This is a genomic window from Micrococcus sp. SL257 (assembly GCF_026625585.1).
GTDB classification, from domain to species: Bacteria; Actinomycetota; Actinomycetes; order Actinomycetales; family Micrococcaceae; genus Micrococcus; species Micrococcus luteus.
On the sequence record NZ_CP113053.1, the window covers coordinates 1525199 to 1537852 of the forward strand.

Below are 12654 nucleotides of genomic sequence, written 5' to 3' on the forward strand. Positions count from 1 at the left end.
GGACGGGACGTCCCGCCCCCACGACCCCGAGGTGATCCGCCCCATCGTGACCGTGCCCCCCACGACCCCGACCCCGCCCGCCACCGCGCACGAGGGGGTCGCGTTCGAGACCGCCGACCTCATGGTCCGCACGCTCGGACCGCAGGACGCCCTGCTGCGGATCCTCGGCGGCGTGTTCCCCACCGTGGACGTCACGGTCCGCGACCAGCGGCTGGACCTGGCCGGGCCGGTGGCCGACGTGGCGTCGGTGCGGCGCGTCGTCGAGGACCTGCGCTCGATCGCCCGCCGCGACCAGGCCGTCACCCCCGAGGTGATGGGCCAGGTCGTCCACCACGTCCGCGATGCCGCCACCGGGCGCGGCGCGGGTCAGCTGCACCTGGACTCGATCCTCTCGGGCCGGGGCCGCCGCATCCGCGCGAAGACCCTGCACCAGCAGGACTACGTGGAGGCGATCGACCGCTCCACCGTCGTCTTCGGCATCGGCCCGGCCGGCACCGGCAAGACCTACCTGGCGATGGCCAAGGCGGTGCAGGCGCTGCAGGCCAAGGAGGTCAACCGGATCATCCTCACCCGCCCGGCCGTCGAGGCCGGCGAGCGGCTCGGCTTCCTGCCCGGCGGGCTCTCCGAGAAGATCGACCCGTACCTGCGCCCTCTGTACGACGCGCTGCACGACATGATCGAGCCCGAGTCGATCCCGCGGCTGATGGAGGCCGGGACCATCGAGGTCGCCCCGCTGGCGTACATGCGCGGCCGCACCCTGAACGACGCGTTCGTGATCCTCGACGAGGCCCAGAACACCACCGGCGAGCAGATGAAGATGTTCCTGACCCGCCTCGGCTTCGGTGCCCGCATGGTCGTCACGGGCGACACCTCGCAGGTGGACCTGCCGCGCGGCACCCAGTCCGGCCTGGCCCAGGCCGTCGAGGTGCTCGAGGGGATCGAGGGCCTGGAGATGGTCCGCTTCGACTCCTCGGACGTGGTCCGGCACTCGCTGGTGAGCGCCATCGTGGACGCCTACGACGCCGCCCGCGGCCCCGCGGAGCGGTCCCAGAAGCGAGGAGGGGCCCGCCGTGGCCGTTGAGATCCTGAACGAGTCGGGGATCGAGGTCCCCGAGGACGCGCTGCTGCGCATGGCCCGGCACGTGTACGCGCGCCTGCACGTCCACGAGCGCGCCGAGACGGCCGTGACCGTCGTGGACGCCGCGCGCATGGCCGAGCTGCACGAGGAGTGGATGGACCTGCCCGGGTCCACCGACGTGATGAGCCTGCCCATGGACGAGCTGACCCCCGGCTCGCCCGAGGCGCCGGCCGAGGGCGTGCTGGGCGACGTCGTGCTCTGCCCCGAGGTCGCCGCCGAGCAGGCGGCGCGCGGCGGGCACTCCCGTGACGACGAGCTGCTCCTGCTGCTCACCCACGGCATGCTCCACCTGCTCGGGTACGACCACGTCGAGGACGCCGAGCGCGAGGAGATGTTCACGCTCCAGGATCGGCTCGTCTCCGAGGTCCTGGGGCGGCCCGCCCCGGCCCCCACCGTCGAGGATTGAGGGCACCGCCCATGCTGACACCCGCCGTCCTCTTCGCCCTCTTCCTGGTCTTCCTCGGCCTGACCTGGACGCTGTCCCTGGCCGAGTCCGCGTTCTCCTACCTCTCCCGGCGGGATGCGGAGGACATCGTCCGCGAGCAGCCCGGCTCCAAGGTCCTGGAGATCGCCCGCGAGCGGGAGAGCCACCTCGGGGCCCTGCGGGTCTGGCGCTTCGTGGCCGAGGCCCTGTCCGCCGTCTGCCTGACCGCGGCCGCCGACGCGGTGGTGGACGACACGTGGCTCGCCGTGGCGATCGCCGCGGTCGTGCTCGTGGGCGTGGCCGCCCTGCTGGGCGTCTGGAGCCCGCGGCCGATCGGCTCCCGCAACGAGGCCGCCGTCGCCCGCCGCCTGGGCGGGCTCGTGTGGGTGCTCCGCCGGGCCCTGGGCCCGCTCGCCGCCCGACTGGACCGGGACCGGCGCCGTCGCGAGGTCGAGCCGGAGGACGAGGACGACTTCCAGGAGCGCCACCTGCGTGAGTTCGTCGCCCGCGCCCACGACGCGGACGTGCTCGCGGACTCCGAGGCGGAGCTGATCCAGTCGGTGTTCTCCATGAACGACACCATCGTCCGCTCCGTCATGGTGCCGCGCACCGACGTCGTCACCATCGACGCCGACCACACGCTCGGCCAGGCGATGGCCCTGTTCCTGCGCTCCGGCAACTCCCGCATCCCGGTGATCGGCGACGACGCCGACGACATCCGGGGCATGCTGCACCTCAAGGACGTCACCCGCGCCCTGCACCACGACGGCGCTGCGACCGACACCCCCGTCACCGAGGTCATGCGCGACGTCCGCTTCGTCCCCGAGTCGAAGTCCGTGGCGACCCTCCTGCAGGAGCTGCAGCGCGAGTCCACCCACGTGGCCGTGGTGGTGGACGAGTACGGCGGCACGGCGGGGCTCGTGACCCTCGAGGACCTCATCGAGGAGATCGTCGGCGAGATCTACGACGAGGACGACCGCCCGGACCGCCCCGAGGTGGAGTTCGTCGCGCCCGGCGTCTACTCCGTCGACGCGCGCATGGGCATCCACGACTTCCGGGAGGAGTTCGAGCTGCCGGAGGAGGACGAGGACGACGACGTCGACACGGTCGGCGGCCTGCTCGCCAAGGAGCTCGGCCGCGTCCCGATCCAGGGCTCGCGCGTCGTGGTCCAGGGGATCGAGCTCGTCGCGGACACCCTCGAGCCCCGCCGCAACCGGGTCGCGCGCCTGCGCGTCTCCGAGACCCCCGACCGTCCGGTGCGGCTGCGCCGGCGCGAGGAGCAGGCCCACGGCGCCGAGCCCGCCGACCCCGTGGCCTGAGCCGGCCGCCCCACCCCACTCCCTGCCTGACAAGGATGACCCCATGACCGATCTCGTCGATCCGGCCCGCGCCGCGGACGGCTTCCGTTCCGGCTTCGTCTCGCTCGTGGGCCGGCCGAACGCTGGCAAGTCCACGCTGACCAACGCGCTGGTGGGGGAGAAGGTGGCGATCACCTCCTCCAAGCCGCAGACCACGCGCCACACCATCCGCGGAATCGTCCACCGCGAGGACTTCCAGCTCGTGCTCGTGGACACCCCGGGTCTGCACCGGCCCCGCACCCTGCTCGGCGAGCGCCTCAACGACCTCGTGGCGGAGACGCTCAACGAGGTCGACGCCGTGGGCATGTGCCTGCCGGCCGACGAGGCGATCGGCCCGGGCGACCGGTTCATCGCCCAGCAGCTCTCCTACCTGCACCGCACCCCGGTGGTCGCCGTGGTGACGAAGACGGACAAGGTGGGCCCGGAGCAGCTCATGGCGCAGCTCGTGGCCGTGACCGCGCTGGGCGACGAGGTCCTCGGGCCGGAGAACGGCGGGGAGGGCTTCGCGGCCGTCGTGCCGGTCTCGGCGGTGGCCGGCCGCCAGGTCGACGACGTCCTGGGCGTCTTCGCGGGCCTGCTGCCGGCCGGGCCGCCCCTCTATCCCGACGGCGAGCTCACGGACGAGCCGGAGGCGGTCATGGTGGCCGAGCTCATCCGGGAGGCGGCCCTGGAGGGCGTGCGCGACGAGCTGCCGCACTCGGTGGCCGTGGTGGTCGAGGAGATGTCCCTGCGCGAGGACCGCCCCGCGGATCGGCCCCTCATGGACGTGTGGGCGAACGTCTTCGTCGAGCGGGACAGCCAGAAGGGCATCATCATCGGCAAGGGCGGCTCCCGGCTGCGTGAGATCGGCGCGCAGGCGCGGGCGGGCATCGAGCGCATGCTCGGCACCAAGGTGCACCTGGACCTGCGGGTCAAGGTCGCCAAGGAGTGGCAGCGCGACCCCAAGCAGCTCGGCCGACTCGGCTTCTGAGCCGGAGGCCCCGGCCCGGTCGCGCACGCGCCGGAGCGGGCCGCCGTCGTCGTGCGTCACACGGGGGCGGCCTCCTGTGGCCCGGCCCACCTCGGTGCTAGGGTCGGGGGCATGTCCCTCCGCCTCGCGACGACAGCGCCGGCCACGGCCCGCCTGCTACTTCCCGGCCGCACGGGGTCCCCGTGCCAGGCCGTGATCCACGCCGCCTGAGCGCATGCGGAGGCAGGACGCCTCCCACCGGACCGGACACCCCGTGCGGAGCCCCTGACCTCCCGGTCCGGTCACCGACCATCCACCTTTCGCGCGGCCGCCGCGCGCACGTCGAGGGAGAACACGCATGAGCGCCCACCTGCAGAAGTCGTCGGGGATGAAGTTCCACAAGTACGTCCCGTTCCAGGACCAGATCGAGGTCGCCCTGCCGGACCGCACCTGGCCGGACAAGGTCATCACCGAGGCACCACGCTGGTGCGCCGTGGACCTGCGCGACGGCAACCAGGCCCTGATCGACCCCATGGGCCCCGAGCGCAAGCTGCGCATGTTCCAGCTGCTCGTCGGCATGGGCTTCAAGGAGATCGAGGTCGGCTTCCCGTCCGCCTCGCAGACCGACTACGACTTCGTCCGTCAGCTCATCGAGGGCGACCACATCCCGGACGACGTCACCATCCAGGTCCTCACGCAGTCCCGTGAGCACCTGATCGAGCGCACCTTCGAGGCGCTCGAGGGCGCCGACCGGGCCATCGTGCACCTGTACAACTCGACGTCGGTGCTGCAGCGCCGCGTGGTGTTCCGGCAGGACGAGGACGGGATCGTGGACATCGCGACCTCCGGCGCGCGCCTGGTGAAGAAGTTCGAAGAGCAGCTCAAGGGCACGCAGATCACCTACGAGTATTCGCCCGAGTCCTACACGGGCACCGAGCTCGAGTTCGCCCGGCGCATCTCGGACGAGGTGGCCACGGTCCTGGAGGCCTCGACCGACCGCAAGATGATCCTGAACCTGCCGGCGACGGTGGAGATGTCCACCCCGAACGTGTACGCCGACTCGATCGAGTGGATGCACCGCAACCTGGAGCACCGCGACTCGCTCATCCTCTCCCTGCACCCGCACAACGACCGCGGCACGGGCGTGGCCGCCGCCGAGCTGGGCTACCTCGCCGGGGCGGACCGCATCGAGGGATGCCTGTTCGGCAACGGCGAGCGCACCGGCAACGTCGACCTGGTGACGCTGGGCATGAACCTGTACTCGCAGGGCATCGACCCCATGATCGACTTCTCCGACATGGACCACATCAAGCGCACGGTCGAGTACTGCAACCAGCTGGCCGTGCCCGAGCGCTCGCCCTGGGGCGGCGACCTCGTCTTCACGGCCTTCTCCGGCTCACACCAGGACGCCATCAAGAAGGGCTTCGAGGCCATGGAGGTCGACGCGAAGGCGGCCGGCACGGACGTGGACGGCATCCCGTGGGCCGTGCCGTACCTGCCCATCGACCCGAAGGACATCGGCCGCTCCTATGAGGCCGTCATCCGGGTGAACTCGCAGTCCGGCAAGGGCGGCGTCGCCTACCTGCTCAAGTCCGAGCACAATCTGGACCTGCCGCGCCGCGCGCAGATCGAGTTCTCCCACGTCATCCAGGATCTGGCCGACTCCCAGGGCGGCGAGGTCTCCGGCGCCGACCTGTGGCGCGTGTTCCAGGACGAGTACCTGCCCGCCGACGCGGCGGAGGCGCAGTGGGGCCGCTACCGGCTCCGCTCGGTCTCCTCGGCCTCCGGTGAGGACGGCGCGTTCCGGATGGAGGCCGAGCTCGAGGTCGACGGCGTCACGCAGACCCGCACGGCGCAGGGCAACGGCCCGATCGACGCGTTCCTGCGCATCCTCGGCGAGGAGGGCGTGGACGTCCGCGTGCTCGACTACTCCGAGCACGCACTGTCCGAGGGCGGCGCGGCCATGGCCGCCGCCTACGTGGAGGCGGCCGTGGGCGACCGTGTCCTCTGGGGCGTCGGCCTGGACCACAACACCACCACCGCCTCGCTGAAGGCCGTGGTGTCCGCGGTGAACCGCGCCCTGCGCGCGTGAGCGGCTCCGGCTCCTCCCGGCGGGGTGCGCGGCACGGCGGCTACGCGGCGAACTCGTTCCGCACCGAGGCCATCGTGCTGCGCACCCACCGTCTGGGGGAGGCCGATCGCATCATCGAGGCGCTCACCCCCGAGCACGGCCTGGTCCGGGCCGTGGCCAAGGGGGTGCGCAAGACCTCCTCCCGGCTGGGCTCGGTGGTGGAGCCGTTCATGCACTCCACGCTCCAGCTCGCACGCGGCCGGGGGGAGCTGCACACCGTGAGCCAGGCGCAGCTGCTGCACCCGTACGCAACGATGCTGGCCGCTGACTACGACGCCTACACCGTCGCCGGCGCCCTCGCCGAGGCCGTCGAGCGGGTCCCCGCGGTCGACGACGACGGCCGGCGCGCCCAGTACCGCCTGTTCCACGGCGCGCTGGCCGCGCTGGCCCGCGGCGCGCACGACCCGCGCCTGATCCTGCACTCGTTCCTGTTGCGCGCGCTCGCCCAGGCCGGCTGGGCCCCGACCTTCGACCGGTGCGCCCGCTGCGGCGCCCCCGGCCCGCACACGGCACTGCACGTGGGCCTCGGCGGGGCCGTCTGCCCCGAGTGCAGGCCGCCCGGTGCCGCTCACCCGGCCCCGGAGACCCTCGACCTGCTCTCGGCCCTCGCGGCGGGGGACTGGGCCACCGCGGACGCCTCCGGGGCCCCCGCCCGCCGCGAGGCGGCCGGTATCGTGGCGGCGTACCTGCAGTTCCACGCCGAGCGGCGCCTGGTGTCCCTGTCCGTCCTGGACCAGGACCTCGGCCTCCCCGCCCCGCGCGTCGAGAGGAGACCATGAGCGCCGACCGAGCCCCGCAGCCCCCACCGCCGCACCCCTCGGGTGCGGTCGCCCCGCGGATCGACCCGCGTTTCGTGCCCCGGCACGTGGCGATCGTGATGGACGGCAACGGACGGTGGGCCAACCAGCGCGGCCTGCCCCGCACCGAGGGCCATCGGGCCGGCGAGGCGGCGCTGCTGGACGTCGTCGCCGGGGCGGTGGAGCTGGGGATCGGCCACGTGTCCGCGTATGCGTTCTCCACGGAGAACTGGCGGCGCTCGGCGGAGGAGGTCCGCTTCCTCATGGGCTTCTCCCGGGACGTGCTGCGCCGGCAGCGGGACACCCTGCACTCGTGGAACGTGCGGATCCGGTGGAACGGGCGGGCCCCGCGCCTCTGGACCCCCGTGATCCGGGAGCTGCAGGAGGCCGAGGAGCTCACGCGCCACAACACCGGCACCACCCTGCACATGTGCGTGAACTACGGCAGCCGCGCCGAGATCCTGGACGGCGTCCAGGCCATCGCCGAGGAGGTCCGGGCCGGCCGGATGCGGCCGGGGGAGATCAGCGAGGACGTCATCACCCGCTACCTCGACCGCGGCTTCCGCACGGGTCAGGACGTCGACGTCGTCCCGGACGTGGACCTGTTCCTGCGGACCTCGGGGGAGCAGCGCCTGTCCAACTACCTGCTGTGGCAGTCCGCCTACGCGGAGCTGCTGTTCCTGGACGTGCTGTGGCCGGACGTCGACCGGCGGACCCTGTGGGCCGCCGTCGAGACCTACGCCCGACGGGACCGCCGCTACGGCGGCGCCGTGGACACCCCTCAGCCGGCGCCGTCGTCCGGCGCGCCGGACTCGGCCTCGGACGCCGACGGCGGCGCGTAGGCCCCCAGCCACGTGAGCGTCGCGGCACCGGCCGCCTCGCGCACCGACGCGGGGGAGGCGAACACGTCGTGCAGCGCGTCGGGGAGCCGGTGGACGGTCACCCGGTCGCCGAGCCGCAGGGAGCGGCGGGCCATGGCGTCGGGGTCCAGGACGATGTCCGAGGTCAGCATCGCCTCGGCGTAGGACGTGCCCCGATGCCCGCGCGCGGAGACGAGCACGAGGATCGGCACGGTGACGTCGAGCCGCCCGGCCACGGCCCGGTGCCCCGAGAGGACCGCGCTCAGCCAGGCGGCCGGCACCTCGAACGCGTGCGGGGGACGCCAGAGCGGGTGCAGGTCCCATTCGCCCTCGGCCTGGTCCGAGAGGGTGCGCCAGTAGTGGTCGATGCGCGGCAGCGTGAGCATGGCGTAGGGCTTCATGGCGGAGACGGGCCCCACGATGGACTTCGCCAGCAGGCGCACCCCCGCGCTGCCCTGCATCTCCAGCCACGGGCTGTTGAGCACGAGCGCGGCGAGGCGGCCGGGATTCCGGTCCGCCCACAGCGCGGCGATCAGCCCGCCGGTGGAGTGTCCCATGAGGATGGGCGGCAGCGGGTGGTCCTGGGCGATGGTCTCGAACGCGGCCTCGAGGTCCGCGTCGTAGCGGGCCAGGTCGTCCGTCCAGCCGGGCGTCTGTCCCGTGCGCAGCGAGCGGCCGTAGTGGCGGAGGTCGACGGCGTGGAAGGCGTAGCCGGCGGCCTCGAACGCGCGGGCGAGCGGGGCGTTGTAGAAGTAGTCACTCCAGCCGTGCACCGAGAGGATGGGTCGCCGGGCCGGGTCACGGGCGGCGTCGGTGCGCGGACGCACCACTGTGACAAGGTTCTGTCCTTGTTCATCGGTGTCGAGGCCGAGCGTGCATCGTTCGAAGCCCGGCAGCCCGTCCGGGACCCAGCCCAGGCCCGGCGGATCGTCGAGGAACGGGCGGGTGTCCTCCTCCGTCGGTCCGCCGGCGGGTGCGCCGTGCGGGGCGGAGGGGTCCGGGGGCGGCGGCTGGAGCGGGTCACGGGCCATCCGACCACTCTAGGAGGACCCCGGGCGGGCGGGAGGCCCGTGCGAGGATGGGGGCATGCAGCTGCCTGATCCCAAGTCCGCCGTCGACGGCCTCCTGACCTCCCGCGCGCCTCGCCTGTACCCGCCCTTCTTCCGTGCCGTGTTCGGCGGCATGGACGCGGAGCGGGCGCATCATCGGGGCTTCGACGCGATCCGGCTGGCCGAGCGCACCGGGGCGTCCGCCGCCCTGCGCGCCGCCTTCCGCCCGGACCCGATGCTCGCGCGCACGGTCATGGGCCTGCGGTTCCCAACGCCCTTCGGCCTGGCCGCAGGGTTCGACAAGGACGGCCGGGGGACCGCCGCCGTGGCCGACCTCGGGTTCGGCCACATCGAGGTCGGCACGATCACGGCGCAGCCGCAGCCCGGCAACCCGCAGCCCCGACTGTTCCGTCTCGTGGACGACCGGGCGCTGGTCAACCGCATGGGCTTCAACAACGACGGCGCGGCGGCCGTCGCCCCCCGCCTGGCGCGGACCCGGCAGACGCTGGAGCGCCGCTTCGGCCCGGCCCGGCCGGTCCTGGGCGTGAACATCGGCAAGACCAAGGTGGTCCCGCTCGAGGACGCGGCGGACGACTACCGGGCCTCGACCCGCCTGCTCGCGCCCCACGCCGACTACCTGACGGTCAACGTGTCCTCCCCGAACACGCCGGGGCTGCGCCAGCTGCAGGAGATCGACGCGCTGGAGCCGATCCTCACGGCGGTGCGCGAGGAGGCCGACCGTGCGGTCCCGGGCCGTCGCGTGCCGCTGACCGTGAAGATCGCCCCGGACCTGGCGGACGACGACGTGCGCGCCGTCGGGGCGCTCGCCGAGCGCCTCGGGCTGGACGGCGTCATCGCGACCAACACGACCGTCTCCCGGGAGGGTCTGCGCACCCCGCGTGCCGACGTGGACGCCCTGGGCGCGGGCGGCCTGTCCGGCGCCCCGCTGCAGGAGCGGTCGATGCGGGTGCTGGAGGTCCTGCGGGCGGCGCTGCCGACGGGCACCGCCGTCGTCAGCGTGGGCGGCGTGACGGACGCCGACGACGTCCAGGCCCGGCTCGACGCGGGCGCGGACCTCGCCCAGGGCTACACCGCGTTCCTCTACGAGGGGCCGTTCTGGGCCGGCCGGATCACCGCCGGGCTGGCCCGGTCCCTGCGGGGCTGACGGTCTGCTCGCCGGTGCCGCGACGGCCCGTGCCCACCGGGGTCCGGGCCGTCGCGCGGTGTCGTGTCAGGCGGGGTACTCGCCCCGCTTGACCTGGGGCTTGGGCAGACGCAGGCGGCGGAACTGCAGGGCCCGCATGATGCCGTAGAAGCCGGTCCCGGGCTCCGGCGTGCCGAAGCGCTCCGTGAGGCCCTTCTTGATGTGCCGGCTGACCAGGAAGCTCTCGATGAGCACGAGGGCCACGAGGGCGTACAGGCTGATCATCAGGATCAGCTGCGCCTCGCGGCCGGGGATGAACATGAGCAGGACGTAGGCGAAGACGACGGGCATGAGCCACTCGCCGATGCCGGTCCGTGCGTCCACGTAGTCACGGACCCAGCGCTTCTGCGGTCCCTTGTCGCGTGCCGGGAGACCGCGCTCGTCTCCGGTCTCCAGCGCGGCGCGCTGGCGCATCCGCTCCTGGGCCATCGCCTGACGCTCGGCCTTACGAGCCGCCTTGCGATCCTCGGGGACCAGGGTGCGACGGCGCGCGGCCTCCTGGTCACGGCGCCGCGGAGTCGGGCCCTTCTTGCCCTGCGAGCGGTCGCGCGGCCCGGCCTCGGCCACGGCGGCGCCCTCGGCGGGAGCGGCCGAGGAGCCGTGAGTCGAGGGGGCGGGCGCGGTCTCGGGGGTCTTGTCTCGCTTGAACACCCGTCCAGTCTAGTGGTGGGGCGCGTCCGGCCCGGCCGGAGGCGCGGCCCTCGGCCCGGCCGCCGTCTACGCTGGCCGTCATGACTGACATCACCTCCCGTGCGCCGCAGGACGCGGCCCTCGTCTCCGCCGTCCGTGAGGCCGTCGAGGCCCGTTTCCCGACGACCCTCCAGACCCTCACCGACCTCGTGGCGATCCCGGGCATCGCCTGGGACTCTGCGGACCGCACCCAGCTCGAGCGGTCCGCCGAGGCCGTCGCGGGCCTGCTGCGCGAGGCGGGCCTGCAGGAGGTGGAGATCGTGACCGAGACCCGCGACGACGACCGGCCCGGCGGGCCGGCGGTGATCGGCGAGAAGCCCGGCGCCTCTGACAAGCCCACCGTCTTGTTGTATGCCCACCATGATGTGCAGCCGATCGGGGACGAGGACCTCTGGGACACCCCGCCGCTCGAGGCCACCGAGCGCGGTGGACGGCTGTACGGCCGCGGCGCCGCCGACGACAAGGCCGGCATCATGGTCCACCTCGCCGCCCTCGCCGCCCTGCGGGACGTCCTGCCCGACGCTGGCGTCGGCGTCCGCGTCTTCATCGAGGGCGAGGAGGAGGCCGGCTCGCCCACCTTCCGCACCTTCCTGGAGAAGCACCGGGCGCGCCTCGACGCCGACGCGATCGTGGTCGCGGACTCGTCCAACTGGGCCGTGGGGGAGCCCGCGCTGACCACCTCCCTGCGTGGGCTGGTGGACGGCACGGTGACCGTCCGGGTGCTCGACCACGCCGTGCACTCCGGCATGTTCGGCGGGCCGGTCCTGGACGCCGTCGTCCTGCTCTCGCGGCTGATCGCCACGCTCCACGACGCGGACGGCGCGGTCGCCGTGCCCGGCCTCGAGCCGCGGCAGACCGCGGGCCTGGACTACCCCGAGGACGTCTTCCGTGCGGACGCGGGCGTGCTGGACGGGGTGACCCTGGCCGGCCGCGGCCCGGTCGCGGACCGGCTGTGGAACGCTCCCGCGCTGAGCATCATCGGGATCGACGCGCCCTCGGTCGCGGAGTCCTCGAACACGATCCAGCCCGCGGCGCGCGCGAAGTTCTCGCTGCGCCTGGGCCCCGGCATAGAGCCCGCGGAGGCCTTCGAGGCGCTGCGCACCCACCTGGAGGCGCAGTCCGCGGCGGTGCTCGGCGCGGAGATCACGGTCACCGCGGGGGAGTTCGGTCAGCCGTTCACGACGGACACCTCGGCCCCCGCCGCGGCCGGGATGATGGCCGCCCTGGAGGACGCCTGGGGCGTCGAGCCCCGGGCGATCGGCATGGGCGGCTCCATCCCGTTCACCGCGGACCTCGCCGAGGTCTTCCCGGAGGCCACCCTCCTCATCACGGGCGTGGAGGACCCGGACACGCGGGCGCACTCGGCCAACGAGTCGCTGCACATCGACGACTTCCAGCGGGCCGTCGTGGCCGAGGCGCTCTGGCTCGCGCGGCTCTCCGCGTGAGCGCCGCCCGGCCCGTCGGTGCGGCGGGCCGGGAATGCCCCGTGGGCGGCTAGTGTTGCCCGGGAGACCACACGCGCGTGACGGCCCCGTCCGCGCCCCATGATCTGAGGAGGTCACGATGGCTCTGTCCGCAGAGGAGACCGGCGTCGAGATCGGCGCGACCCAGGACGCCGAGGGCCTGCCCCCGCACGAGGTCGAGCTGACCGACGTGGCGGCCGGCAAGGTGCGCTCGCTGCTCGAGCAGGAGGGTCGCACGGACCTGCGGCTGCGCGTGGCCGTGCAGCCGGGCGGCTGCTCGGGCCTGATCTACCAGCTCTACTTCGACGAGCGCGTCCTCGACGGCGACACCGTCCGGGACTACGACGGGGTCGAGGTGATCGTCGACAAGATGAGCGTGCCCTATCTCATGGGCGCGACCATCGACTTCGAGGACACCATCTCGAAGCAGGGCTTCACGATCGACAACCCCAACGCGGGCGGCTCGTGCGCCTGCGGCGACTCCTTCCACTGATCTGCGGGCGCCCGGAGCGCCTCGGACCGCGAACCGGCGGGTCGGCCTCGGCCGGCCCGCCGTCGTCGTGCCCGGGCACCGTGCCCAGGATGCTCGGA

At 73.4% G+C, this 12654-nt stretch carries 12 protein-coding genes; 10 read left to right on the forward strand and 2 right to left on the reverse strand.

Annotated features, from left to right (window positions below):
- Positions 1-43: 43 nt before the first annotated feature.
- The 7 genes from OVA32_RS07035 to OVA32_RS07065 all read left to right on the forward strand — a co-directional run bounded on the left by OVA32_RS07035 (position 44) and on the right by OVA32_RS07065 (position 7639).
- Positions 44-1081 carry a PhoH family protein gene (locus OVA32_RS07035; protein WP_230278170.1) on the forward strand — a complete coding sequence of 346 codons (1038 nt, stop codon included), beginning with the start codon at positions 44-46 and terminating at the stop codon, positions 1079-1081.
- Entirely contained in the window at positions 1071-1544 is a 474-nt protein-coding gene (ybeY, locus tag OVA32_RS07040; RefSeq protein ID WP_210078864.1) for an rRNA maturation RNase YbeY, read from the forward strand. Before OVA32_RS07035 ends, ybeY begins: the two co-directional genes overlap by 11 nt.
- A gap of 11 nt (positions 1545-1555) precedes the next feature.
- The gene (locus OVA32_RS07045; protein WP_036315134.1) at positions 1556-2881 is read left to right on the forward strand and encodes a hemolysin family protein; all 1326 of its coding nucleotides are present in this window, start codon (positions 1556-1558) and stop codon (positions 2879-2881) included.
- A 43-nt stretch (positions 2882-2924) separates the two neighbouring features.
- The gene (gene era / locus OVA32_RS07050; RefSeq protein ID WP_002854662.1) at positions 2925-3890 is read left to right on the forward strand and encodes a GTPase Era; all 966 of its coding nucleotides are present in this window, start codon (positions 2925-2927) and stop codon (positions 3888-3890) included.
- Between the two features lie 337 nt (positions 3891-4227).
- The gene (gene leuA, locus OVA32_RS07055; protein WP_069941925.1) at positions 4228-5961 is read left to right on the forward strand and encodes a 2-isopropylmalate synthase; all 1734 of its coding nucleotides are present in this window, start codon (positions 4228-4230) and stop codon (positions 5959-5961) included.
- The gene (gene recO / locus OVA32_RS07060) at positions 5958-6779 is read left to right on the forward strand and encodes a DNA repair protein RecO (RefSeq protein ID WP_069941924.1); all 822 of its coding nucleotides are present in this window, start codon (positions 5958-5960) and stop codon (positions 6777-6779) included. The genes leuA and recO overlap by 4 nt, the downstream gene beginning before the upstream one ends.
- Complete coding sequence (locus tag OVA32_RS07065; protein WP_049161858.1) at positions 6776-7639, forward strand: isoprenyl transferase; 864 nt, start codon at positions 6776-6778, stop codon at positions 7637-7639. The genes recO and OVA32_RS07065 overlap by 4 nt, the downstream gene beginning before the upstream one ends.
- Here OVA32_RS07065 and OVA32_RS07070 read toward each other — a convergent pair.
- Entirely contained in the window at positions 7579-8688 is a 1110-nt protein-coding gene (locus OVA32_RS07070; RefSeq protein WP_069941923.1) for an alpha/beta hydrolase, read from the reverse strand. The genes OVA32_RS07065 and OVA32_RS07070 overlap by 61 nt on opposite strands.
- 55 nt (positions 8689-8743) lie before the next feature.
- Here OVA32_RS07070 and OVA32_RS07075 point away from each other — a divergent pair, with 55 nt between their 5' ends.
- Positions 8744-9871 (forward strand): quinone-dependent dihydroorotate dehydrogenase, encoded by a 1128-nt coding sequence (locus OVA32_RS07075; RefSeq protein WP_113914196.1) that lies wholly within the window; start codon positions 8744-8746, stop codon positions 9869-9871.
- Positions 9872-9937: 66 nt separating this feature from the next.
- Here OVA32_RS07075 and OVA32_RS07080 read toward each other — a convergent pair whose 3' ends face one another.
- Complete coding sequence (locus tag OVA32_RS07080) at positions 9938-10561, reverse strand: DUF3043 domain-containing protein (RefSeq protein ID WP_113914195.1); 624 nt, start codon at positions 10559-10561, stop codon at positions 9938-9940.
- An 80-nt stretch (positions 10562-10641) separates the two neighbouring features.
- Here OVA32_RS07080 and OVA32_RS07085 point away from each other — a divergent pair, with 80 nt between their 5' ends.
- Together OVA32_RS07085 and erpA are read left to right on the forward strand one after the other, a co-directional pair.
- Positions 10642-12045, forward strand: a complete 1404-nt coding sequence (locus OVA32_RS07085; protein ID WP_267713807.1) for a dipeptidase — start codon at positions 10642-10644, stop codon at positions 12043-12045.
- Positions 12046-12163: 118 nt separating this feature from the next.
- Positions 12164-12556, forward strand: a complete 393-nt coding sequence (erpA, locus tag OVA32_RS07090; RefSeq protein WP_002854644.1) for an iron-sulfur cluster insertion protein ErpA — start codon at positions 12164-12166, stop codon at positions 12554-12556.
- Positions 12557-12654 lie beyond the last annotated feature (98 nt).

Bases quoted from the DNA above. Each gene is read 5' to 3' on its own strand.
- OVA32_RS07075 (WP_113914196.1), top strand. From the start codon at position 8,744: ATGCAGCTGCCTGATCCCAAGTCCGCCGTCGACGGCCTCCTGACCTCC.
- OVA32_RS07070 (WP_069941923.1), bottom strand. From the start codon at position 8,688: ATGGCCCGTGACCCGCTCCAGCCGCCGCCCCCGGACCCCTCCGCCCCG.
- erpA (WP_002854644.1), top strand. From the start codon at position 12,164: ATGGCTCTGTCCGCAGAGGAGACCGGCGTCGAGATCGGCGCGACCCAG.
- OVA32_RS07065 (WP_049161858.1), top strand. From the start codon at position 6,776: ATGAGCGCCGACCGAGCCCCGCAGCCCCCACCGCCGCACCCCTCGGGT.
- era (WP_002854662.1), top strand. From the start codon at position 2,925: ATGACCGATCTCGTCGATCCGGCCCGCGCCGCGGACGGCTTCCGTTCC.
- OVA32_RS07045 (WP_036315134.1), top strand. From the start codon at position 1,556: ATGCTGACACCCGCCGTCCTCTTCGCCCTCTTCCTGGTCTTCCTCGGC.
- leuA (WP_069941925.1), top strand. From the start codon at position 4,228: ATGAGCGCCCACCTGCAGAAGTCGTCGGGGATGAAGTTCCACAAGTAC.
- OVA32_RS07085 (WP_267713807.1), top strand. From the start codon at position 10,642: ATGACTGACATCACCTCCCGTGCGCCGCAGGACGCGGCCCTCGTCTCC.